At 69.2% G+C, this 22,033-nt stretch carries 22 protein-coding genes; 10 read left to right on the plus strand and 12 right to left on the minus strand.

Annotation, left to right across the window (positions count from 1 at the left end):
• Positions 1-71: 71 nt before the first annotated feature.
• The 3 genes from solA (at position 72) to C5E05_RS10190 (ending at position 3,554) form a co-directional block, all read left to right on the plus strand.
• Positions 72-1,193, plus strand: a complete 1,122-nt coding sequence (gene solA, locus C5E05_RS10180) for an N-methyl-L-tryptophan oxidase (protein WP_104341858.1) — start codon at positions 72-74, stop codon at positions 1,191-1,193.
• Positions 1,190-2,092: a LysR family transcriptional regulator gene (locus tag C5E05_RS10185; RefSeq protein ID WP_104243181.1), complete on the plus strand. Its 903-nt coding sequence runs from the start codon at positions 1,190-1,192 to the stop codon at positions 2,090-2,092. The genes solA and C5E05_RS10185 overlap by 4 nt, the downstream gene beginning before the upstream one ends.
• A gap of 67 nt (positions 2,093-2,159) precedes the next feature.
• Positions 2,160-3,554, plus strand: coding sequence for a sodium/glutamate symporter (locus C5E05_RS10190; RefSeq protein ID WP_219819520.1), 1,395 nt, complete (start codon positions 2,160-2,162; stop codon positions 3,552-3,554).
• A 24-nt stretch (positions 3,555-3,578) separates the two neighbouring features.
• Here C5E05_RS10190 and C5E05_RS10195 read toward each other — a convergent pair whose 3' ends face one another.
• A complete protein-coding gene (locus C5E05_RS10195; protein WP_104341859.1) occupies positions 3,579-4,091 on the minus strand; it encodes a DinB family protein in 513 nt (170 codons plus the stop codon).
• Positions 4,088-5,179, minus strand: a complete 1,092-nt coding sequence (locus C5E05_RS10200; RefSeq protein WP_104341860.1) for a glutathione S-transferase family protein — start codon at positions 5,177-5,179, stop codon at positions 4,088-4,090. Before C5E05_RS10200 ends, C5E05_RS10195 begins: the two co-directional genes overlap by 4 nt.
• Before the next feature lie 149 nt (positions 5,180-5,328).
• On the opposite strand from C5E05_RS10200, the gene C5E05_RS10205 reads away from it, so the two are divergent.
• Entirely contained in the window at positions 5,329-6,111 is a 783-nt protein-coding gene (locus C5E05_RS10205; RefSeq protein ID WP_104305989.1) for a glucose 1-dehydrogenase, read from the plus strand.
• A 68-nt stretch (positions 6,112-6,179) separates the two neighbouring features.
• Positions 6,180-6,572, plus strand: a complete 393-nt coding sequence (locus C5E05_RS10210) for a DUF1801 domain-containing protein (protein WP_104341861.1) — start codon at positions 6,180-6,182, stop codon at positions 6,570-6,572.
• 52 nt (positions 6,573-6,624) lie between these two features.
• On the opposite strand, the gene C5E05_RS10215 is transcribed toward C5E05_RS10210, so the two are convergent.
• The 3 genes from C5E05_RS10215 to C5E05_RS20150 all read right to left on the minus strand — a co-directional run bounded on the left by C5E05_RS10215 (position 6,625) and on the right by C5E05_RS20150 (position 9,699).
• Entirely contained in the window at positions 6,625-8,244 is a 1,620-nt protein-coding gene (locus C5E05_RS10215) for a polysaccharide deacetylase family protein (RefSeq protein ID WP_104341862.1), read from the minus strand.
• Positions 8,245-8,291: 47 nt separating this feature from the next.
• Positions 8,292-8,954: a hypothetical protein gene (locus C5E05_RS10220; protein ID WP_104341863.1), complete on the minus strand. Its 663-nt coding sequence runs from the start codon at positions 8,952-8,954 to the stop codon at positions 8,292-8,294.
• A gap of 133 nt (positions 8,955-9,087) precedes the next feature.
• Entirely contained in the window at positions 9,088-9,699 is a 612-nt protein-coding gene (locus C5E05_RS20150; protein WP_181059517.1) for a TetR/AcrR family transcriptional regulator, read from the minus strand.
• A 207-nt stretch (positions 9,700-9,906) separates the two neighbouring features.
• Here C5E05_RS20150 and C5E05_RS10230 point away from each other — a divergent pair, with 207 nt between their 5' ends.
• Together C5E05_RS10230 and C5E05_RS10235 are read left to right on the plus strand one after the other, a co-directional pair.
• Complete coding sequence (locus C5E05_RS10230) at positions 9,907-11,169, plus strand: MFS transporter (RefSeq protein WP_181059519.1); 1,263 nt, start codon at positions 9,907-9,909, stop codon at positions 11,167-11,169.
• Positions 11,166-12,800 (plus strand): amidohydrolase, encoded by a 1,635-nt coding sequence (locus C5E05_RS10235; protein WP_104341866.1) that lies wholly within the window; start codon positions 11,166-11,168, stop codon positions 12,798-12,800. The genes C5E05_RS10230 and C5E05_RS10235 overlap by 4 nt, the downstream gene beginning before the upstream one ends.
• A gap of 106 nt (positions 12,801-12,906) precedes the next feature.
• Here the strand turns inward: C5E05_RS10235 and C5E05_RS10240 are convergent, their stop codons facing one another.
• From C5E05_RS10240 to C5E05_RS10250, 3 genes are all read right to left on the minus strand, one after another.
• Entirely contained in the window at positions 12,907-13,164 is a 258-nt protein-coding gene (locus C5E05_RS10240) for a type II toxin-antitoxin system RelE/ParE family toxin (protein WP_104341867.1), read from the minus strand.
• Positions 13,161-13,424, minus strand: a complete 264-nt coding sequence (locus C5E05_RS10245) for a type II toxin-antitoxin system Phd/YefM family antitoxin (RefSeq protein ID WP_104243203.1) — start codon at positions 13,422-13,424, stop codon at positions 13,161-13,163. The genes C5E05_RS10240 and C5E05_RS10245 overlap by 4 nt, the downstream gene beginning before the upstream one ends.
• 92 nt (positions 13,425-13,516) lie before the next feature.
• Positions 13,517-14,458: a LysR family transcriptional regulator gene (locus tag C5E05_RS10250; protein WP_104341868.1), complete on the minus strand. Its 942-nt coding sequence runs from the start codon at positions 14,456-14,458 to the stop codon at positions 13,517-13,519.
• A 121-nt stretch (positions 14,459-14,579) separates the two neighbouring features.
• On the opposite strand from C5E05_RS10250, the gene C5E05_RS10255 reads away from it, so the two are divergent.
• Both C5E05_RS10255 and C5E05_RS10260 read left to right on the plus strand, forming a co-directional pair.
• A complete protein-coding gene (locus C5E05_RS10255; protein ID WP_104341869.1) occupies positions 14,580-15,572 on the plus strand; it encodes a DUF1852 domain-containing protein in 993 nt (330 codons plus the stop codon).
• 20 nt (positions 15,573-15,592) lie between these two features.
• Positions 15,593-16,618 carry a methionine synthase gene (locus C5E05_RS10260; protein WP_104341870.1) on the plus strand — a complete coding sequence of 342 codons (1,026 nt, stop codon included), beginning with the start codon at positions 15,593-15,595 and terminating at the stop codon, positions 16,616-16,618.
• Positions 16,619-16,671: 53 nt separating this feature from the next.
• On the opposite strand, the gene C5E05_RS10265 is transcribed toward C5E05_RS10260, so the two are convergent.
• Both C5E05_RS10265 and C5E05_RS10270 read right to left on the minus strand, forming a co-directional pair.
• Entirely contained in the window at positions 16,672-17,274 is a 603-nt protein-coding gene (locus C5E05_RS10265; RefSeq protein ID WP_104299734.1) for a thymidine kinase, read from the minus strand.
• A gap of 90 nt (positions 17,275-17,364) precedes the next feature.
• On the minus strand, positions 17,365-17,874 hold the full coding sequence (locus tag C5E05_RS10270) for a GNAT family N-acetyltransferase (RefSeq protein WP_104341871.1): 510 nt from the start codon (positions 17,872-17,874) through the stop codon (positions 17,365-17,367).
• A gap of 100 nt (positions 17,875-17,974) precedes the next feature.
• Here C5E05_RS10270 and C5E05_RS10275 point away from each other — a divergent pair, with 100 nt between their 5' ends.
• Positions 17,975-19,219, plus strand: a complete 1,245-nt coding sequence (locus C5E05_RS10275) for an APC family permease (RefSeq protein WP_104243215.1) — start codon at positions 17,975-17,977, stop codon at positions 19,217-19,219.
• A 79-nt stretch (positions 19,220-19,298) separates the two neighbouring features.
• On the opposite strand, the gene C5E05_RS10280 is transcribed toward C5E05_RS10275, so the two are convergent.
• Together C5E05_RS10280 and C5E05_RS10285 are read right to left on the minus strand one after the other, a co-directional pair.
• On the minus strand, positions 19,299-20,789 hold the full coding sequence (locus tag C5E05_RS10280) for a malate:quinone oxidoreductase (RefSeq protein WP_104299737.1): 1,491 nt from the start codon (positions 20,787-20,789) through the stop codon (positions 19,299-19,301).
• A 190-nt stretch (positions 20,790-20,979) separates the two neighbouring features.
• A complete protein-coding gene (locus C5E05_RS10285; RefSeq protein ID WP_104243219.1) occupies positions 20,980-22,032 on the minus strand; it encodes an aspartate-semialdehyde dehydrogenase in 1,053 nt (350 codons plus the stop codon).
• Position 22,033: the final 1 nt, after the last annotated feature.

Genomic DNA, 22,033 nt, shown 5'->3' on the forward strand with positions numbered 1-22,033 from the left:
CGTTTGCCGAATGACTGCGTCAATCTGATTTAAGTCTTGCGTTTGGGTTTCGGACCACGCATGATCATGTGATGGATGCAGACGTCGTCGTCATCGGACTCGGAGCCGCCGGCTCGTACGCGGCTTGGAATCTGGCCTGCAATGGCGCGAGCGTGCTGGGCCTCGAGGCGCAGACCCTCGTCCATGACGACGGGGCCTACTCGGGCGAGAGCCGCCTCTTCCGCGCGGCCTACCACGAGGGGTCCCACTACGTGCCCCTGCTGCTCGCGGCCCGTCATGCCTGGCTCGAGCTGGCCGAGGAGAGCCGGGCACCCATCTTCCAGTCGACGGGCGTGCTCTCGATCGGCTCCCCCGACGACCCTCGCCTCGAGCAGGTGCGCCGCTCCCTCGCCCACGCCGATATCCCGCACGCGGCCCTGTCGACGGCGGAGCTCCGGAGCCGCTACCCGCAGCATGAGCAGCTGACCGACGAGATCGCCGTCCTCGATGAGCTCGGCGGTGCGCTCAGACCCGAATCGGCCGTGACCGAGATCCAACGACGCGCGAGCGCCGCGGGCGCCGAGCTGCGCGGAAGCACGGCGGTGCTCTCGATCGAGGAGACCGCAGGCGCAGTGCACGTCACCACAGCGGACGGCACGCTGAGCGCCAAGCAGGTCATCGTGTCGGCAGGGATCTGGACCCCACAGCTCCTCCCGGAACTCGCACCGCACCTGACGATCAAGCCCATCGCGCTCACCTGGTTCGCGCCAGAGAACCCCCACGACTTCGCACCCGAGGTGTTTCCCGCGTTCATCCGAGACCACGGCAACGTGCATATCTTCGGCGTCCCGACCCTCGACGGCTCGCTCGTGAAGGCCGGCTACGACGCGAAGTGGGGAGACATCGACGCTCCCGAGCAGCTCGAACGCCGCCTGAGCGTCGCCGAGCGCGCCAAGATCTCGCACGACATCCATGCGCGTATCCCGGGCCTGCCAGACGCGATCGCCAAGCACTCCGTGCACGCAGACCTCTTCACGTTCGACAAGACCCCGATCATCGGGAGGATCAGCGAGCGCATCACGGTGGGCACCGGATACTCGGGCCACGGCTTCAAGTTCACCCCGGTCTTCGGCGACATCCTCGCCGACACCGCCTTGGGCCGCACACCGGAGTTCGACATCTCCCCCTTCGCGCCGCAGCGGTTCAGCGCGTGAGCGAGATCAGCCTGAAGCAGCTGCGCTGCTTCGTGGCCGTCTACACGGAGCGCAGCTTCACCCGAGCTGCGAAGCGACTCGGACTCGCGCAGTCGCCCGTGAGCCAGGCGGTCGCGGCCCTCGAGGCGCAGCTGGGCGTCACCCTCTTCGAACGCGGCGGACGTGACGTCGTCCCGACGCCGGCCGCCGAGGCGCTGTACCCGGAGGCGGTGGAGATCCGCCGTCGAGCAGAGGGCCTCCAGCACCTCGCGTCGACGGCCACCGAGGAACGCGCGAAACGGGTGCTGCGCCTCGGATCGATCAGCTCACTGTTCTCCAGCGCGCTGCCGACTCTGCTCCGCGCCGAGCCGCTGTCGCCCTACGCCGTCACGGTCTCCGACGGTGGCACGACGGACCTGAGCAGGGCCGTCGACGACGGCGACCTCGACGTGGCGCTGCTCCGGGACCTCTCGCCGGACAGCGACCGGCACGCGGTCGCCTTCCGCGAGCGCCTCTGCGTCGCCGTGGCGGCCGACCATGAGCTGACCGCGCAGCAGATCGTCTCGGCCGAGCAGCTCCGCGACTTCCCGCTCGTGCTCTTCGATCGCGGGCGAGCGCCGCTCGCCTTCGACCTGACGGCGAGCGCGTTCCTCCGTTCCGGCCACCCGCTCCGAATCGCCGCGCGCGTCACGAACGAGCAGGCCATCCTCGGTCTCGTCAGCGCCAGGCTGGGCATCGCGCTCGTGCCGCAGTCGCTCGCGCTGCACCCGTGGCCGGGGGTGGCGTTCCGTGAGCTGCAGGACGCGGAGCACAGCTATCCGCTGGCGGTGCGCGTCGCGGCGGGCGACCCGCTCGGCCTGCTCGGGCCGATCAGCTCGGCGCTCCACGGCTGGGCCGCTCAGAACTCGCTCATCCGCTGACCCCGCCCATTCCTCCCGGTCAGCGACGACCGGATTCACGATCCCCAACGCACAGAAAAGAGTTCTCGTGGAGTACACGCCTCAAGCTCTCCTCGTCGATGCCGGCCTCATCGGCATGCTCCTCATCATCGGCACCCTCGCGAGGGCGAAGATCAAACCGCTGCAGACGATGATGATCCCCGCGTCGGTCATCGCCGGTGCGCTCGGCTTGCTGCTCGGTCCGAACGGGCTCGGGCTCCTTCCCTTCTCCGACCAGCTGGGCACATACGGCTCGCTGCTCATCGTCCTCGTGTTCGCGTGCCTCGCGCTCACCGACGACTTCAACATCTTCAAGATCGGCCGCAACGTCGCGGGGTTCGCCGCCTATGGCGTGCTCATGTACTCGCTGCAGGTCGTCATCGGCCTCGTGCTGGTGCTCGTGCTCCTCGGCCCTCTGCTCGGGGCTCCAGACAGCATCGGCCTCATGCTCTTCGCGGGCTGGGCGGGCGGCTTCGGCTCGGCGGCGGCGATCGGGGCGGTGTTCGCGGATGCGGGCCAGCCGGAGGTGCAGTCGATCGCGTTCACGGCGGCGACCGTCGGCATGCTCGTCGGCGTGGTCGGCGGCATCATCCAGGCGAAGATCGGTGCGATGCGTGGCCACGCGAAGGAGTTCGCTGGCATGAAGAGCATGCCGGAGGACCTGCGCACGGGTGTGCTCGATCAGATTAAGACGCGGCCCTCGATCGGCACGCACACCTTCTCCGGAGGGACGATCGAGTCGCTCGCGTTCCAGGCGGCGATCGTCGCCGGGGTGTCCGCCGGCGCCTACGGCATCAACCTGATGCTGGGCGAGCTGCTGCCCGCCGTGACGTTCCCCCTCTTCTCGATCGCGTTCATCGTCGGCCTCGTCCTGCGGGGGCTCATGGCCGTCTCGAAGACGCGCAAGTACATCGACCCCGACTCGCTGCGCTCCATCTCCGGCGCAGCCACCGACGTCCTCGTCGTGTGCGGCATGGTCTCCATCGTGCCGAGCATCGTGGCCGACAACTGGCTCGCCCTGCTCATCCTGTTCCTCGTCGGTCTCGCGTTCTGCCTGTTCCTGGGCTTCTTCGCGGCGCCTCGACTCATGCAGGACGGGTGGTTCGAGCGCCAGCTGTTCACGTGGGGCTGGGCGACGGGTGCCGTCGCGACCGGCATCGCCCTGCTTCGCATCGTGGACCCGCGCATGAAGTCGCGCACGTTGGAGGACTTCTCGATCGCCTACCTGCCGGTCGTGCCCGTCGAGGTCGCGGCGATCACCTTCGTGCCGTTGCTGGTGATCGGCGGTGCTGCGTGGGCCGCTGTCGGCATCTGGGGCGCGATCGCCATCGTCGCGGCGATCGGCGGGGCCATCGTGATCTTCACGGGGCGGAAGTCGCAGCGAAGCCCCGGCGGGGAGCCGGGCAGGGCCGCCGCGGTCGGACGCGGCTCGAGCTCGAAGTAGGGCTCGAGCCCGAGCCGTCGAGCATCACCCTCGCAGGATGCCTGCGGCGTACGCGGCCTGGCCGACGTGCTGGGCCGCGTCGTCGATGATGCTGACGATGCGGGCGGCGCGCGTGACGGGCGGGTCCCACTGCTCGTCGACGATCTCGCCGAGCGCATCCGGGCTGAGCGAGCGGATGTACGTGCGCAGTGCATCCGTCGCCGCGCGCAGGTAGTCGAGCAGCAGCGTGGCATCGTCGACGATGACGGCGCGCGCCTGGGCCGTCGAGTGCCCGTAGCCGACCGAGTCGCCGAGCTCGCCGAGGCCGAAGCGGGCGTCGAAACCCTCAGCTGACCAGACCTCGGGAACACCGGAGAGGGCCGTGAGCTGCACGTCGATCTCGCGCGCCGTGTGCCAGAGCAGCCAGGCGATCGAGTTGTCGTGGCCGCCCGGATGCGCGTTGAGGGCATCTGCGGTCAGCTCGCCCGCGAGGCGCTCGGCAGCCTCGACGGGGCGGCTCGCGAAGTCGTCGAGCACGGCGATCACGTCGCCGCTCATGCGCGCGAGCGTCCGAGGTGCACGAGGTCGTGAGCAGCCTCGATGGGCTCTGGGTTCGGGCCGGGAGGGGTGCCGTCGCCGAACGGCGACCCGCCGAGCTGCTCGCGGAAGTGCGGCAGCTTCCAGTTGTGGAGCTCCGGGCCTGCGGGGACGATGCCGCTCGGGTTGATGTCTCGGTGCACCTCGTAGTAGTGGCGCTTGATGTCGACGAAGTCGGTCGTGTCGCCGAAGCCTGGTGTCTGGAAGAGGTCGCGCGCGTAGGCCCAGAGCACCGGCATCTCGCTCAGCTTCTGCCGGTTGCACTTGAAGTGGCCGTGGTACACGGCGTCGAAGCGGGCGAGTGTCGTGTAGAGACGCACGTCGGCCTCGGTGATCGTGTCGCCCATGAGGTAGCGACGTGTCTCGAGGCGCTCCGAGACGATGTCGAGTGCCGCGAAGAGTCGGTCGTAGGCCTCGTCGTAGGCTTCCTGCGATCCCGCGAAGCCGCACCGGTAGACGCCGTTGTTGATCTCGGTGTAGATGTGCTTCATCACGGCGTCCATCTCGTCGCGCAGCACCTCCGGGTAGAGCTCGGGGGCGCCGTCGCGGTGGAACTCGGTCCACTCGGTCGAGAAGTCGAGGGTGATCCACGGGTAGTCGTTCGTCACGACGCCGCCGCTCGGCACGTCGACGATGGCGGGCACGGTGATGCCGCGGGGGTAGTCCGGGAAGCGCTTCAGGTAGGCGTCCTGGATGCGCGGGATGCCGAGCACCGGGTCGAGCTCGCCCGGGTCCTTGTCGAAGGTCCACGAGCGCTTGTCGTGCACGGGGCCGCAGATGCCCATCGAGATGGCGTCTTCGAGGCCGAGGAGCCGGCGGACGATGGTCGAGCGGTGCGCCCATGGGCAGGCGCGAGCGACGACGAGCCGGTAGCGTCCGGCTTCGACGGGCCAGGTCTGGATGCCCTCTCCGACCGAGCGCGCATCCTTCGTGATGCGGTCGCCGATGTAGTTGGTGTCGCGGTCGAAGGGCTGCCCGGCCTTCGAGTACACGCCCTGCTCTGCCGCTTCTTCGCCGTCTGGTCGTGCGTCCTGCGTCGCCTGAGTCATATCGCAATCCTAGGAAGCGGATGTGGATGCTCGCTGGGGGCGAGTCGGGCCCGTCGCGGAGGCCTCTCGGGAATAAATTCACTAGGCCACGACATAACTAGAGTGTCGTCCTGCGACTGCCGGGCGATGCACCGCAACGAAGGAGAAGCATGTCTCGGTTCACCGACAAAGTCGTTCTGATCACCGGCGGAGGATCCGGCCTCGGCCGCGCCACCGCGGTCCGCGTCGCGAGCGAGGGCGGGAAGCTCGCACTCGTCGACATCTCGGAGCAGGGCCTCGAAGCGAGCAAGGCGGCCATCCTCGAGACCGCGCCTGACGCCGAGGTCTTCACGACGACCGCGGACGTCTCCAGCGAGGCCGACACGGACGCCTACGTCGCCGCCACTCTCGAGCGCTTCGGCCGCATCGACGGCTTCTTCAACAACGCCGGCATCGAAGGCCGCCAGAACCTCACCGAGGACTTCGGCGCAGACGAGTTCGAGCGGGTCGTCTCCATCAACCTCCGCGGGGTGTTCCTCGGCCTCGAGAAGGTGCTCAAGGTCATGCGCGAGCAGGGCTCCGGCTTCGTGGTGAACACGGCCTCCGTCGGCGGCATCCGCGGCGTCGGAAACCAGTCGGGCTACGCTGCCGCGAAGCACGGCGTCGTCGGCCTCACCCGAAACTCGGCCGTCGAGTACGGCCAGTTCGGCGTGCGCGTCAACGCCATCGCGCCCGGCGCGATCTGGACGCCCATGGTCGAGAACTCGATGCGCCAGCTCGACGCGGAGAACCCGAAGCAGGCAGCAGAGCAGTTCATCCAGATCAACCCCACGAAGCGCTACGGGCAGCCCGAGGAGATCGCAGCGGTCGTCGCGTTCCTCCTGTCGGACGACGCGAGCTACATCAACGCAGCCGTCGTTCCCATCGATGGCGGCCAGTCGGCGAAGTACTGACCGGCGCCCCGAGCCCGAGCAGTGCTGCGAGTCGAGCCGCCAGCGGACCAAAGGTCTACGCTGGCGGCATGACCGCTGCCCCGTCGCCGGATGTCGACGCCTACTTCGCCGAGCTCGAGCATCCACTGCGGGGTGCGGCGGTCGGCCTGCGGGGGCTGCTGCTGGACGCGCATCCCGACGTCGTCGAGAGCATCAAGTGGAAGTCGCCGAACTACAAGCTCGCCGACGACTTCGCGACCCTCAACCTCCGGCGCCCGAAGGCCGTGCAGCTCGTCCTGCACACGGGCGCGAAGGTGAAGCCAGCGCACCCGGAGGTCGTCGTCGACGACCGCTCGAAGCTGCTCACGTGGCGGGGCCCGGGTCGCGCCGTCGTCTCGTTCGCGAGCTTGGCCGAGTTCGAAGATGCGCGGGGCGCACTCGCCGAGCTCGTGAAGGCCTGGGCCGCGCAGGTCGAGGCCTAGCTATCTTGGCGGAGCAGTCCTGGCCTCGCCGTCTTGGTCTCGCACCCCTGAGCTACCGCGCCGACGTGTAGCTGTTGCCCGCGGCTGGGGCGCCGCCGAAGATCTGGTCGATCGTCACGAGCACGAACCCCCGGTCGTGGAGGCCTGTGAGGATCTCGGGCACCGCGTCGACGGTCGAGTCGTGGATGTCGTGCATGAGGATGATCGACCCGGCCTCCGCCTCGTTCGCGCCGCGGTCGACGAGCGTCTCGTGCGGCGGCCCCTCCCAGTCGAGGGTGTCGATGTCCCACAGGATGGCCGGCATGCCGAGCTTCGTGAGGACCCGCGCGTCGAGGTCGCCATACGGGGGCCTGAAGACGCTCGGCCGTTCGCCGGTCGCGGCCGCGATGGCGTCGTTGGTCTTCTTGACCTCTTCCTCGATCTTCTTGTCGTCGAGGGTCGTGAGCCGCGGATGCGTCCACGAGTGGTTGCCGATCTGGTGGCCGTCGTCGTCGATCTGCCTCGCGATCTCCGGGTGCCGCTGCACGTTCGGGCCGACGAGGAAGAAGGTCGCGGTCGCGTCCTGCTCCCGCAGCTGCCCGAGGAGCGTCTCCGTGATCGGCGCGGGGCCGTCGTCGAAGGTCAGGGCGACGCACGGGAACAGCGTGCAGTCGACCTGGCGGTCGCCGGCGAGCGGCCGCTGGCCCGCGACGAGCGGCTGCGGGGTCGCCGAGGCGGCGACGAGCTCGCGGCCGAGGTCGGTGAGCATGGGGGCTGCCAGTTCCGCGCCGATGTGGATGCTCGGGAAGCGGTGCGAGATCGGCTCGCCGACGACGAGCGTGGTCTCGCCGTCAGGAGAGACGGGAGGGGAAGCGTTCGCACCGCCGGATACGTCCATCTCAGGGGTGAGGAGGCCCGCGGGGATGCCGATGCGCAGTCCACCGTCCGGTGTGGGCGTGACGTCGGCGAACCCCTGTGCGAGCACGGCCGCGTTGGTGTCGCTCGGCGCCGCGACCTGCGTATCCCAGAGGGCGCCGAGTTCTCGCCGCGCGGCGAGCACGAGCTCGTTCCAGATGGCCAGTGCCGCGTCCGCCGTGATGACGTCGGCGCCACCGGCTTGCTGCGCCGTCGCGGTGTCGGCGAAGAAGACGAAGCTCTCGTCTCGGGTGACCGCCGGGGCTGCTCCCGCGGTTCCCTCGACGACCCGGACGCGCTCGCCGAACTCGCTGCCGCTGGCGACGACGATCTCGCACGTGATGACGAGCGCCTCACCCGCCGTGGCGCCACCCTGGGCGAGCACCTCAACGGCCGGCATGCTGCTGGATCCCGCCTCGCAGCCGCGACTTCCGAGCCCAGCTCCCGCTGCCGCGGCCTCCGGCTCGTAGACGGTGCCGAGCCTCGTCGCGAAGGCGCCGACCGTGTCGATGACCAGCGAGCGGACGCGTGTGTTCAGATCGGTCTGCCCTGGCACCTCCGTCCACCTCGCGTCGACGGCGGGTGCCGAGTCGCGGATGCGGTAGTGGTCCAGGGGCGTTGCCCCGGCTTCCGCGCCGGCGACGTCACCGACCGCCTCGTCGAAGCTCGTCACGGCCGCGCGAACGGGCGGCTGCCAGGCCAGGTCGGGAGCGGGGGCGCACGCCGAGAGCGCGAGGGCCGTGGCCGTGAGCATCGCGACCGTGAGCAGGCGCCGCACAGGGCGCGGCTGTGTGCTGGGCTGCCGCGAGCGCCATCGACTGCGCGTCACGCGGCCGACCCGCCGATGCTCTCGAGGATCTGGGCGATGGCGGGGCGGTACCGGTCGAGGTCGTCTGCACTGGCGCTGAACCGTACCGCAGCGTTCGGCGAGGTGGCACCAGCGCTCGCAACGGCCGCGGAGCCGACCATCACGCCGGGAGCCCCTTGTCCTCCTGCGGCAGCCTGCCCGTACTCGTAGCTCGCGTGGCGCACGGAGAGTCCTTCCTTCGGCACCTCGTCGATCCAGAAGAGGCTTCCGACGTCGGCGGCCATCGCGCCCTCTGGCACCAGCCCGTCCTTGACAAGCGCCTCGCTCGCCTCACCTGCTGCGGCTTCGGACGCATCCACCATCGACTGGGGCTGGGACGGCACTTGGAGGGTGATCTCGAGGCGCGCATCCGGACTGCGGAGCGTCACGACGTCGGTGCCGAAGTAGTGGGGCACGATGACCCATCCGGCCGGCGCGACGACCGCGACGGCCGACTCGTCGCTGCCGACGGTGACCGTCTCGTCGGTCTCCGCGGCGCGGCTCGTGGCCTGCGTGAGCAACGCGCCGCCGAAGAAGAAGCCGAGCACCGCGAGCGCGGCCACGAGAACGACGCCGAGCGCGACGTACAGCCAAGGGCTGCTGCGTGTGCGCTCGGGAGCGGCACCGTGCGAGAACGTCATCGTGGGCTCCGGACTGGGGCGGACAGGTGTCACCAGGCTACTGACTCGACGGGCATTCCGCCCCGCCCAGGGCTGACTCTCCCCACCCAGGGCTGACTTGTGGTTGCTTGCGAAGCGCGGGAACGACCACAACTCAGCTCTGGGCGCGCGGGAGGCGTTCGCGCAGCGCAGCGAGCAGGACTGCGAGCCCGAGCTCGAACGAGCGCTCGATGCGCTCGGGGCCCGACCCGGAGTCGGCGAGGAGCCTCCCGAAGAGCCGAGTCGGCGCATCCGGCTGCCAGACCTGTTCCGGTGACGCCAGCTCGAGGCCGAAGCCGATCGCGAACGCGTCGATCATGCCGATGAGCGTGACGATGTCGTCATCGGGGAAGCCCCCGGCCTGCAGCGCGACGGCGAGGTCGTCGTAGGCCTCGATCACCGAGGAGCTCGTGATGGTCTTCCCGATGAGGAACGGCAGCAGCGCCGGATGGTCGGCGTACATGCGCCGCTGGAGCCGCACGACCTCCTCGACGTACTGGTCCCATGCCCGCTGCTCCGGTGTTGCCCGGTAGCGATCGACGAGCCGACCGCGCATGAGCTCGACGATGTCGTCGAGTCCCGCGATGTGCTTGTAGAGCGAGGACGGCCGCACCTCGAGCTTGCGCGCGATGGCGTTGACGCCGAACGGCTCGCCAGCTTCGACGAGCTGCAGCCCGGCGTCGGCGATGCGGGCCGGGGTGAGCCCGACAATCCTGCGTCCCTCCATGGCTGGCCCCTTCACCTCGTGCACGTGTGTTGGCCTCCCCGTCGTGTTGGTCGAGGAAAATGCTCCGGATGCCTTCCGCTCGGCTCCGTCTCCGTGCATACTAGCGAACACCATTCGCTGGCGAATGGTGTTCGCCAAACGCACGGCGCGCCGGAACCTGTTCACAGCAGCAGGACGCACGCCGAGAACCCAGACCCATGGAGCCCCATGACCACTGCAGCCGAACTCAGCACGCGAGTGCCCCTGCGCCTCGCGCCGGCCTCTGCGACGTTCGCCATCGCGATCGCCGGCTACCTGGCCGTGAACCTGTCGCCGTACATGATCACCGCGGCACAGACGGCGGTCGGCCTCGACGTGCTCGCGGCGAGCTGGCTCGTCACGGGCACGCTCCTCCTGACCGCGGTCGCCGGCCTCGCCGCCGCCGGCCTCTGCGCGGGCGCGCGCCGCCATCAGGTGGCCCGCATCGGTCTCACCGTCGCGACGCTCGGGTTCCTCGCCGCGGCCCTCGTACCGTCGCTCACGATCCCCGGCCTCCTCGTCGGCGGCATCGGCGCCGGCGGCGCGGTTGCCTCGGCCGGAGCGGCGATGGCGTCATTCCGGAACCCGGACCGCGTGGCCGGCTGGAACGGCTTCACCAACCGAGGCGTCATCTCGATCGTCCTCGCGACCCTGCCCCTGCTCGGGCTCGCGCCGCTCAACGTCTTCGGCTCGCTCGCGCTCTTCTCGGCCGTCGGCCTGGTCATGACGAAGTGGCTCCCCCGCGTTCCCCTGCTCGACGCGGATGCCGCACTCGGAACAGCTGGCGCCGCGACGGGCGAGGCGATGCCGATCGAGATCCCGCCGACCGGCGCAATCCGCACGCAGAGCGCCGCGTCGTCGCGACTGCTCACGGTGAGCGGCTTCGGCCTGCTGGCCGTCTTCGCACTCTGGGCGGTCAGCGAGGACTCGCTCTGGGCCATGATCGGCATCATCGGCGCCGAGACGAGCGGCCTGACCCCGGAGGGGCTCGGCATCGCGCTCTCCGGCGCCACCGCGGGCGGGCTCCTCGGCTCGCTTGCGCTCATGGCCGTCGGCAACCGCCTCGGCCGGGCCGTGCCCCTCATCGTCCTGCTGGTGCTCGGCGGCATCCTCAAGATCGTGCAGGGCACGCTCACCGACGAGGCGGCGCTCATCGTGGCGTTCATCGCCTGGAACTCCATCTACGCCGTCGCGTACATGTACTTCCTCTCGACGGCGGCGGCGCTGGATGCTCGCGGCCGCTGGTCCGGCCCGCTCCTCTCCGTCTATCTCGTCGGCTCGGCCCTCACTCCCCTCGTCGGGGCCAGCCTCAGCGAGACGCTCGGCGCGCAGGGCTTCACGCTCGCGCTCGGCATCACGAGCTTCGCCCTGGCCGTCCCCACCGGCATCATCGCCGCCATCTCGACCCGCACCGAACGTTCCACCCCGATCCTCACGGAGGCCAACGCATGACCACCACCCTGTACTCGAATGCCCACGTCTTCCAGGGCCCCGCATCCGGGACCGCAGCGGATGCACCCGCCCCGACGGCGTTCGTGGTGCGCGACGAGGTGTTCGCGTTCGTCGGCGACGAGGCAGGGGCCAGAGCTTTCGCCGCGCATCCGGATGAGACGGTCGACCTGGGCGGGCAGCTTGTACTCCCCGGGATCACCGACGCGCACACGCACCTCGTGATGATGGGCGAGGCCCTCGGGCAGGTGGGGCTCACGGATGCCCGCAACCTCGGTGAGATCCAGCGCCTGCTGGCCGAGGCCCGCGCCGCGGACCCTGATGCCCGCGTCCTGCGGGGTCGCGGCTGGCTGTTCGACTCGATCCCGGGCGGCGCCCCGACGGCCGCGATGATCGATGAGGTCGTCGCCGATGTGCCCGTGTACCTCGACGCGAACGACTACCACTCCTGCTGGGTCAACAGCGCGGCCCTGCGCGAGCTCGGCATCACCCGCGACACCCCTGACCCGAGCGGCGGCCGCATCGGGCGGGATGCGGACGGGGAGCCGAACGGCATGCTGTTCGAGACAGCCGCGGTCGAGTACGCCTGGGCGCAGCGTGACGCCGCGATGACCGACGCCGACCGAGACGTCGCCGTCGAGCGCGTGCTCGCCGCGTACAGCGCAGTCGGCGTGACGGGGGTCGTCGATATGGCGCTCAACGAGGTCGCGCTCGACGCACTCCGGCGCGCGGCGGACCGACGGGGCGGCACCCTCCCCCTGCGGGTTGCGGCGCACTGGCTCGTCTCCAATACCGACGACGACGCCCAGAACTTCTCGCAGGTCGAGCGTGCCGAGGAGCTCTCGGCCCAACATGCCTCGCCCTGGTTGCGCGTGGTCGGCATCAAGCTCATCCTCGACGGAACGATCGACGCCTGCACGGCGGCGATGAGCACGCCGTACGCCGACGGGTCGAACGCCGATGCCATCTGGCCGGCGGGCCGACTGTTCCCCGTGGTCGCGGCGGCGGATGCGACCGGCCTGCAGATCGCGATGCACGCCATCGGAGACGCGGCGAGCAGCATGGCGCTGGATGCACTCGAGCACGCGTTCGAGGCCAACGGCGAGCTTCCGCGCCGACACCGGATCGAGCACCTCGAGTACGCGGCGCCCGGCACCGCCGAGCGCATGGCGGCCCTCGGGGTGACGGCATCCATGCAGCCCGTGCACGCTGACCCGGCGGTGCTCGGCAACTGGATCGCGCAGCTCGACGACGATCGAGTCGAGCGGGGCTTCGCCTGGCACGAATACGAGGACACCCAGGCGACGCTGGCGTTCTCGACGGATGCGCCCACCGCCCCGTACGGTCCGCTCGCCAACCTCTACATCGCGGCGACCCGCGAGTCTGCCCTCGACCCGAGCTACTCGGCGGCTCGCCTCGACCGCACCGTGCCGATCGAGCGCGCGCTGCTCCACGCGACGCGGGACGCAGCCGCCTCCGTCGGCGACGCGAGCTGGCGCGGAGAGATCCGAGAAGGCTCGGCCGCCGACTTCACGGTCGTCGACACCGACGTGCTCACCGAACCCGCCGCGAGCCTGCTCACTGCGCGGACGCTGCTGACGGTCGTCGGCGGGCGGGTGACGTTCGAGGCGTGAGGCTGCGCCGACGCCGGACGTGGTGGCGCAGAGACGAGCGCTCAGCCATGCGCGAGCGGACTAGGCCACCATCGGCGCAGACCGCACAGGTAAACGCTCACCTCACCTAGGCCTTATAGACCTCACGCCGATGACCAGCGTGAACGATCACCACGGTCAAGACGTCATCCTGGATGCGATACAGCACTCGGTAGCCACCCGTTCGCACTCGCCACTCCGGGCGTCCGGAGAGTCTCTTGGCGGCAGGTGGTCGTGGATCCTCTGCGAGCAGCTCAACCGCTGCCTGGATGCGACGCTTCGCTTCCGGTGGGAGCTTCTTGATGACTCTGGCCGCCGCCGGGAGGACCAGGATCCGGTAGCTCACGGAGCGAGACCGAGGTCACGCTTGACGACTTCCCACGGGACCGGCTCCTCACCCAACGCCTCGGTCTCCTCCCACGCAGCGTCCACTGCGCGAATATCGGCCAGCTCCTCGGCGTCCTCGAGGAGCTGCTGAAGCTGTGCGGCATCGATCACCGCGGCGACAGGCCGGTTCCGCCGAGTCAGATACACCGGTTCGAGGCGCGCATCGTCGATGATCGAGGCCAGGCGGGCACGGGCATCGGTGATAGCTATCTGACTCATGTCGACAGGGTACGCCTCATCGACTGAAACGTACAGAATGATCAGCTACTTACAAAGTAGCGCGAAAATCCCCGAGTGGATCCGAACTTCCCCTACCCGAGCAGCTCCACCCCAGCCTCCGCGACAACCGCCCGCACCTCGTCGAGGTAGCGCTGCGCCTGAGCGGTGAGGGGGATCGCGGAGTGACCGATCCAGCCGATCTCGATGCGCTCGTCCACGTCGAGCGGGACGGCGACGATGCCCGGGTCGAGGTCGTCGCTGATGATGCCCGTCGAGATCGTGTAGCCGTCGAGGCCGATCATGAGGTTGAAGATCGTCGCGCGATCGGAGACGCGGATCTCCTGCTTGCTCGACAGCGTGGAGAGGATCTCCTCGGCGAAGTAGAAGGAGTTGTTCGCGCCCTGGTCGAAGGTGAGCCGAGGCAGGCCGGCGAGGTCGTCGAGCGTCGCGCGCGCCTTCGACGCGAGCGGGTTCCTCCGGGAGACGAAGATGTGCGGCTCCGCGAGGAACAGCGTGTGGAACGCGAGGCCCGACTCCCGCAGCAGCTTGTCGATGACGTTCCGGTTGAACTCGTTCCGGTAGAGGAGGCCCAGCTCGCTGCGGAGCGTGCGCACGTCCTCGATGATGTCCCACGTGCGGGTCTCGCGCAGCGAGAACTCGTACTCGGCCGCCCCGGTGCCCTTGACCATGCGGACGAACGCGTCGACCGCGAACGAGTAGTGCTGCGCGGACACCCCGAGCAGGCGACGCGAAGGCGGGCGACCGAGGTAGCGCTGCTCGAGCAGCTCCACCTGCTCGACGACCTGCTTCGCGTAGCGCAGGAACTCCGTCCCGTCGGTCGTGAGCGAGACGCCGCGGGCAGAGCGGACGAGGAGCGCGCGGCCCACCCGGGTCTCGAGATCCTTCATCGCCGCAGACATCGTCGGCTGCGCGACGAACAGCATGTCGGCGGCGGCACTGATCGACCGTTCGGCGGCGACCTCGATGAAGTAGTGCAGCTGCTGCAGAGTCACGCCGTTCGATCGCCGAGTCATAGCCGAAGCCTATAGTGACGCATAGTTGCGTCGAATTACTCGATGGCCGCGAATCGCCTGCACAATGGACGCATCCACGCCCACAGGCCGACCGGCCTCTCGACTCCCGGATAGGCCTCACATGGCGAACGACATCACGTTCAACATCACCACCACCCGCTTCGACGAGCACTACGCGCCGTCGGAGAGCTCCCGCATCACCACGAACTTCGCCAACCTGGCCCGCGGCGAGCACCGTCAGCAGAACCTCCGCAACGCCCTGACGATGATCGACCGGCGCTTCAACGACCTCGCCCGCTGGGACAACCCGACCGGCGACCGCTACACGCTCGAGCTCGACATCATCTCCGCATCGCTGCAGTTCGACGACGAAGGCGACGACCGCGAGTTCCCGCTGCTCGAGGTCCTCGACATCGGGATCGTCGACCGGTCGACGGGCGAGCACCACCAGGGCATCGTCGGCAACAACTTCTCCTCCTACCTCCGCGACTACGACTTCAGCGTGCTGCTGCCGTCGGCAAACGCGGGCGGGGGCGGCTTCTCCCTGCCCGACGGCTTCGGCGAGCTCCACGGCAAGCTGTTCCAGCACTTCCTCGACTCGGCCGCCTACCGGGCGCGGTTCCCGAAGTCGCCCGTCATCTGCATCAGCGTCTCGACGAGCAAGACGTACACGCGCACCGACAACCACCACCCCGTCCTCGGAGTCGAGTACCGGCAGGACGAGTACTCCCTGACCGACCAGTACTTCGGCAAGATGGGGCTGCAGGTCCGCTACTTCATGCCCCCAGGCAGCGTCGCCCCGCTCGCGTTCTACTTCCGCGGAGACCTGCTCAGCGACTACTCCACCCTCGAGCTCATCGGCACGATCAGCACGATGGAGGCGTTCCAGAAGATCTACCGACCCGAGATCTACAACGCCAACTCCGCCGCCGCGAACATCTACAGCCCAACACTCGACCAGCAGGACTTCTCCCGCACCGAGATCGCCTACGACCGCGAAGAGCGCAGCCAGCTCGCCATCACCCAGGGCCGCTACACCCAGGAGCACTTCGTGAAGCCGCACGGCGACGTGCTCGACGCCTGGGCCGCCGGCTACGCCGTCTCCGCTCGATGACCCCAGAAGGATCGACGAACATGAACACACTCCTCCCCGTCGCAAGCGTCGGCAGCCTGCCCAAGCCGTCCTGGCTCGCGAAGCCAGAAGTCCTCTGGTCGCCCTGGGAGCTCGAGGGCGCGGCGCTCGTCGACGGCAAGCAGGATGCGCTGCGCATCGCCGTCCAGGAACAGCGCAATCGCGGCGTCGACATCATCAGCGATGGTGAGCAGACCCGCCAGCACTTCGTCACGACCTTCATCGAGCACCTCGAGGGCGTCGACTTCGAGAATCGCGAGACGGTCCGCATCCGCGACCGCTACGACGCGAGCGTGCCCACCGTCGTCGGAGCCGTGAGCCGCAAGCAGCCCGTCTTCGTCGAGGACGCGAAGTTCCTGCGCCAGCAGACCGACCAGAAGATCAAGTGGGCGCTCCCCGGCCCCATGACGATGATCGACACCCTCTCCGACCGCCACTACAAGAGCCGCGAGAAGCTGGCGTGGGAGTTCGCGACGATCCTCAACCAGGAGGCCAAGGAGCTCGAGGCCGCCGGAGTCGACATCATCCAGTTCGACGAGCCCGCCTTCAACGTCTTCTTCGACGACGTGCAGGACTGGGGCGTCGCAGCTCTCGAGCGTGCCGCGGAGGGCCTTGGCGCTGAGACCGTCGTGCACATCTGCTACGGCTACGGCATCAAGGCGAACAACGACTGGAAGGCCACCCTCGGGGCGGAGTGGCGTCAGTACGAGAAGACGTTCCCGCTCATCCAGCAGTCGTCCATCGACATCGTCTCCCTCGAGAGCCAGCACTCGCACGTGCCCATGGATCTCATCGAGCTGATCCGCGGCAAGAAGGTCATGCTCGGCGCCATCGACGTAGCGAGCGAAGTGATCGAGACCCCGGATGAGGTCGCAGACACCCTCCGCAAGGCGCTCCAGTTCGTGGATGCGGACAAGCTCATCGCCAGCACGAACTGCGGCATGGCTCCCCTGCCGCGAGACGTCGCCTACGGCAAGTTGAGCGCACTGTCGGCTGGAGCCGCCATCCTCCGCGCCGAGCTCAGCTGACCACCGCCGCCTGAGACGGGCTTTCGGGGCGGGGTGCGCCGGTCGGAGACGACTTACAGGCGCCCCGCCCCGAGTCGGCCGTGCGACGCCTCGAGGTAGCAGTTGCCGCACATCGACTCGTAGCTGACCTCGCCCTGGTCGATCGCGACCTGGCCGCCGTCGAACACGAACTCGCCGGCGACGCGGCGGCCGTTGAAGATGGCCTTTCGCCCGCAGCGGCAGATCGTCTTGAGTTCCTCGAGCGAGTGCGCGATCTCGAGCAGCCGCTGGCTCCCGGGGAACGCGATGGTCTGGAAGTCGGTGCGGATGCCGTACGCGAGCACCGGGATGCCGTCGAGCACCGCGATGCGCAGCAGCTCATCGACCTGCCAGGTCGTCAGGAACTGGGCCTCGTCGACGAGCAGGCACGAGATCGGCTGACCGTCAGCGACCAGCGCCGCCAGCTGCTCGCGGGGGCTGTCCTCGACACCCACGAGGATCTCAACGCCCCTCGTCATGCCGAGGCGCGACGAGATCTCCCCCTCGACCTTCGTGTCGATCGCCGGCTTCGCGAGCACCACCCGGTGCCCGCGCTCCTCGTAGTTGAACGCCGCCTGCAGCAGCGCCGTCGACTTGCCCGAGTTCATCGCCCCGTAGCGGAAGTACAGCTTGGCCATGGTCCTCCTCGTTTCAGGGCTGAGCCCGGTCGATCGTACCCGCACGGCGCGCATCCGCCCACCTCGTGACGCTGCTCGCGGTGCGACAGCTCAGAGCCGCTTGACCATCTCCAGCTCCCGCTGCCGCCGATCGAGCGGGTAGGGAATGGTGGAGCCGGTCGCGACGAAGCCGCGCCGCTCGTACGCGGCTCTGGCCCGCGCGTTGTCCTCGTGCACGTGCAGCATGAGCCCGGACGCCCGCGAGCTGGCCCACTCCTCGACCTCGGCGAGCAGCGCATCCGTCACCCCGGCCGCCGCCCCGCGGAAGGCGCTCGCCACGTACACGCTGACGAGCATCGGCCACGGCTCATTCCGGAAGGAGACGCACCCCATGGTGCCGACCCAGCGGCCGTCCTCGAGCACCGCGACGAGCGAGATGCCGTTCGCGGCATCGCCCCGCGCGCCCCGCCGCCGCCACTCCGCCTCATCGTGGCCAAGCGCTTCCTCGAGGGTCTCCGTGTACGCAAGCGGGGTGTCTTGGAGCATCTCGAGCCGGATCTCCCGCACCTCGTGCCAGTCGTCTGGCGTCGTCGCGCGAATCGTGAACGGAGCTGAAGTCATCGCCTGAGCGTACCCGCCGTGCGGCGTTCACCGACGGCCCCTATCGTCGGCCTGACGAGCAGGCGAACAGGCGCTGCGCACAGGAGCGGGAGGCGGGCGGATGCAGCAGACGGCGGAGCCGAGGAAGGTCGGCACGGTCGGCGCGACGGCGATCGGCGTCTCCGCCATGCTCGGCGCAGGCGTCTTCTCCGCGTTCGCTCCGGCGGCCCAGGCGGCCGGCAGCTGGCTGCTGCTGAGCCTCGGCGTCGCGCTGGTCGTCGCCGCGAGCAACGCAGCATCGACCGCGCAACTCGCGCGTCAGCATCCAGGAGCGGGTGGCGTGTACCTCTACGGGCGCGAGCAGCTCGGCGAGTGGCCAGGCTTCCTCGCCGGCTGGGGCTTCGTGATCGGCAAGACCGCTTCGGTCGCGGCCATGGCCATCACGGCCGCCGCGTACCTCGTGCCTGAGCCGTTCGCGCGGCCGGTCGCACTCGCGGTGCTGCTCGCCGTCACCGCGGCCGGCATGTTCGGCATCACGCGGACAGCGGCCATCGCGACGATCATCGCCGGCGTCGTGATGCTCGGGCTCGTCGCAGTCCTGGTCACGGCGCAGCTCTCGCCGCCGCTCTTCGGCTCCGCGTCCGGAAGCGATGCCCAGTTCTCGGCCAGCGGCGTCCTGCAGGGCGCCGGCATCCTCTTCTTCGCCTTCGCCGGCTACGCCCGCGTCGCGACGCTCTCCGAGGAGGTCCGCGATCCGCGGCGCACCGTGCCAAGGGCGATGCTGCTGTCCTTCCTCATCGTGAGCGTCATCCTGGCGATGCTCGGATGGGCGCTCCTGACAACGCTCGGCCCGGGCAGGCTCGCGCTGACACCGGCTCCGATAGCGGCCCTCGTCGAGACCCAGCCCGCGGTCCAGGCCGTAGTCGGCATCCTTGCCGCGGTCGCCTCGATCGGGGCACTCTCGGCCGTGCTGGCGGGGAGCTCCCGGACGGCGATGGCGATGGGCAGACGACACGAGCTGCCCGGCCCGCTGGCGCGCCAGCATCCGTCGACCTCGGTACCCCGGGTCGCGGTGCTCGCCGTCGCGGCCGGCGCCGCGCTGCTGATCTGCGTCGGCGACATCCGCGAGGTCATCGGGTTCTCCAGCGCTGGAGTGCTCGTCTACTACCTGGTCGCGAATCTCAGCGCGCTCACCCAGGCGAGGGAGCACCGCAGCGTTCCGCGCGCCGTCTCAGCGCTCGGCGCCCTCGGCTGCGTCGTGCTCGTCGTGACGCTGCCCCCGCTCGCGCTGGCGTCGGCGCTCGGCGTCTTCCTCATGGGCGTCGTCGTCCGCCTCGCGCTGCGCCGCCGATCGGACCAGGGCTGACGCAGCGAAGCCGCCCCGCGGGTGCGGAACGGCTTCGGTGGCGTGCGTCGGCCGCCTCGGGGCTGCCTGAGCGCGTGTCCTAGTGCGCGTTGAGCTCAAGCGCCTTCGCGCTGGCCGCCTGCGTTGAGTCGGCGAGCTCGGCCGAATCGTTGACGTCGGTGCCGAGGCTCGGTACGAGCGCCTCGAGCTTCGGGGCCCATTCGGCCTTCTTTTGCGGGTAGCAGCGGCCGAGCAGGTCGATCATGACCGGCACGGCGACGGATGCTCCGGGCGAGGCCCCGAGCAGGCCGGCGATCGAACCGTCCTTCTTGGCCACGACCTCCGTGCCCATCTGCAGGATGCCGCCGCGCTTCGGGTCCTTCTTCATGACCTGCACGCGCTGCCCCGCCGTGATGAGGCGCCAGTCGGCGGCGTTCGCCTCCGGGAAGAACTCCTGCAGCTGCTCGAACTTCTTGTCCTTGCTCGCGAGCACCTGGCCGACGAGGTAGGTGACGAGGTCGAAGTTGTCCTTCGCGACTGCGAGCATCGGGATGAGGTTGTGCGGGCGCAGCGACTTGACGAGGTCGAGGTAGCTGCCCGTCTTCAGGTACTTGGGGCTGAAGCCCGCGTACGGCCCGAACATGAGGGCCGGCTTGCCGTCGACGACACGCGTGTCGAGGTGCGGCACCGACATGGGCGGGGCGCCGACGGATGCCTTGCCGTAGACCTTCGCGAGGTGCTTCTCGACGACCGCCGGGTTGTCGGTGCGCAGGAACTGGCCGGAGATGGGGAAGCCGCCGTAGCCCTTGATCTCGTCGATGCCAGACTTCTGCAGCAGCGGAAGCGCGCCGCCGCCTGCCCCGACGAACACGAAGCGCGCACGGGTGACGTTCTTGCGGCCCTTCTGCTCGCCGGCACGCTGCTGCGTCGCGATCTGCCAGATGCCGTCGCGCTGCTGGCGGAGCGCGATGACCTCCGTGTTGAGGCGCAGCACGGCGCCCCGGTCGACAAGACCCTGCACGAGCTTGTGCGTCAGCGCACCGAAGTCGACGTCGGTTCCGGCGGCGACGCGCGTCGCGGCGACCTTCTCGCCCGACGGGCGCCCCTCGACGAGCGACGGCGCCCACGCCTTGATGACCTCGAGGTCGTCGGAGAACTCCATCGTCGAGAAGAGCGGCTCGGTCTTGAGCAGCTCGAAGCGGCGGCGCAGGAACTCGACGTTCTCGGCCCCTCGAACGAACGTCATGTGCGGCACGGAGTTGATGAACCCGGACGGCTCGGGCAGCTCGCCCGCCTCGACGAGCGAGGCCCAGAACTGACGAGACACCTGGAACTGCTCGTTGATCTGGATTGCCTTGGACGCGTCGATGACGCCGTCCTTCTCAGGCGTGTAGTTGAGCTCGCAGAGCGCTGCGTGCCCAGTTCCCGCGTTGTTCCACGGGCTCGAGCTCTCCTGAGCGAGCCCGTCGAGTCGCTCGATGATCTTGATGCTCCACTCCGGCTCAAGCTTGTTGAGAAGCGAGCCGAGGGTGGCACTCATGATGCCCCCGCCGATCAGGACGACGTCGTAGATCTTCTGTGAATCAGTCACCGAGACAGTCTACGTCCGAGGCAGATGCACGTCCGCTTCGAGGATGCACGTCAGTCGTCACATTCTGAGCTTTTTGCCGTTTTCGAATGCAATGGCCACCACGGGCGTGTTCCGCCGCGGCATTCTCGGCGCCAGACGCAAGAACGGACGCCCCTGAGAGGGCGTCCGTTCTGTGCGGAAGAGGCGGTCGTCAGGCCTTGGCGGCGACGAGCTCGGCGATCTGCACCGCGTTGAGCGCTGCGCCCTTGCGGAGGTTGTCGTTCGAGATGAACAGCGCGAGACCGCGGTTGCCGTCGACCGACTGGTCCTGGCGGATGCGGCCGACGAGGCTCGGGTCGGCGCCGGCAGCCTGCTGCGGCGTGGGCACGTCCACCAGCGCGACGCCCGGCGCCGCAGCGAGCAGCTCGCGCGCACGGTCAGGCGTGAGCGCGTCGGCGAACTCGGCGTTGATCGACAGCGAGTGGCCCGTGAAGACGGGGACGCGAACGCACGTTCCGCTCACGCGAAGCTCGGGGAGGCCGAGGATCTTGCGGCTCTCGTTGCGCAGCTTCTGCTCTTCGTCCGTTTCCTCGGATCCGTCGTCGACGACCGACCCGGCGAGGGGGATCACGTTGAAGGCGATGGGGGCGACGTACTTGTCCGGAGCCGGGAACTCGACGGACGAACCGTCGTGCACGAGCCCGAGGAGCGCTTCCTCGCCCTGCGAGACCGCGGCGACGGCCTGGCCGGACAGCTCACGGGCACCCGCGAGGCCGGAGCCAGACGTGGCCTGGTAGGTCGAGACGACGAGGCGCTCGAGACCGGCCGCCTCGTGCAGCACCTTGAGGACGGGCATCGCGGCCATGGTCGTGCAGTTGGGGTTCGCGATGATGCCCTTCGGCGGCGCGACGATGGCCTCCGGGTTGACCTCGGAGACGACCAGCGGCACCTCGGGGTCGCGGCGCCACGCGCTCGAGTTGTCGATGACAACCGCGCCGGCGGCGGCGAAGCGCTCGGCCTGCGCGCGCGACGTGGTCGCCCCCGCGGAGAAGAGCGCGATGTCGATGCCGCTCACGTCGGCGACGGCGACGTCTTCGACCGTGATGTCCTCGCCGCGGAACGGGAGGGTCGTTCCCGCCGAGCGGGCGGAGGCGAAGAAGCGGATGCTCGCGACGGGGAAGTCGCGCTCCTCGAGGAGGGTGCGCATGACGGCGCCGACCTGGCCGGTCGCACCGACGACGGCGACGTTCAACTTGGTGCTCATG

This window comes from Pseudoclavibacter sp. AY1H1 (assembly GCF_002931055.1).
In the GTDB taxonomy this organism is placed as follows: domain Bacteria; phylum Actinomycetota; class Actinomycetes; order Actinomycetales; family Microbacteriaceae; genus Pseudoclavibacter.